Consider the following 680-nt stretch of genomic DNA (forward strand, 5'->3'; position numbering starts at 1 on the left):
AGGCGGGTGGCGAGCAGGGAGTGGCCGCCGAGGTCGAAGAAGCTCTCCTCGGCGCCCACGCTCTCCAGGCCCAGCACCTGGGCGAAGAGCCCGGCCAGGATCTCCTCCCGCGGCCCGCGCGGAGCCCGCGAGGTCGCCGTGTACTGCGGACGCGGCAAAGCCGAACGGTCCAGCTTGCCGTTGCGGTTCACCGGGAACTCCGCCAGCACCGTGAACGCCGAGGGCACCATGTGCTCCGGCAACAACGCCGACAACTCCCGCCGCAGCACCCCCGCTTCGAGGGACCGACCACCGGCCGCCACCACGTACGCCGCCAGCCGCCGACCACCCGGCAGATCGGCCCGCGCGATCACCACCGCCTGCGCCACCCCCGCACAACGGCCCAGCGCCGCCTCCACCTCACCCAACTCCACCCGGAACCCCCGGATCTTCACCTGATCGTCCACCCGACCCAGGTACTCCAACCGACCCGCCCGGTCCCACCGCACCAGATCCCCCGTGCGGTACATCCGAGCCCCCGCCTCGAACGGGCACGCCACGAACCGCTGCGCCGTCAGATCCGCACGTCCCAGGTACCCACGCGCCAGACCCACACCCGCCAGGTAGAGCTCACCCACCGTCCCCGGACCCACCGGACGCAGACCCACATCCAGCACATAGGCACGGGTGTTGGCCAGCGG

General features: G+C 72.1%; 1 protein-coding gene. It reads right to left on the reverse strand.

Annotated features, from left to right (window positions below; all coding sequences use genetic code 11):
* A partial coding sequence (locus ABD323_RS43090; RefSeq protein ID WP_344447489.1) for an AMP-binding enzyme occupies window positions 1-434 on the reverse strand: 434 nt, incomplete at its 3' end.
* Window positions 435-680 lie beyond the last annotated feature (246 nt).

It is taken from the genome of Kitasatospora nipponensis (assembly GCF_039528135.1).
GTDB classification, from domain to species: Bacteria; Actinomycetota; Actinomycetes; order Streptomycetales; family Streptomycetaceae; genus Kitasatospora; species Kitasatospora nipponensis.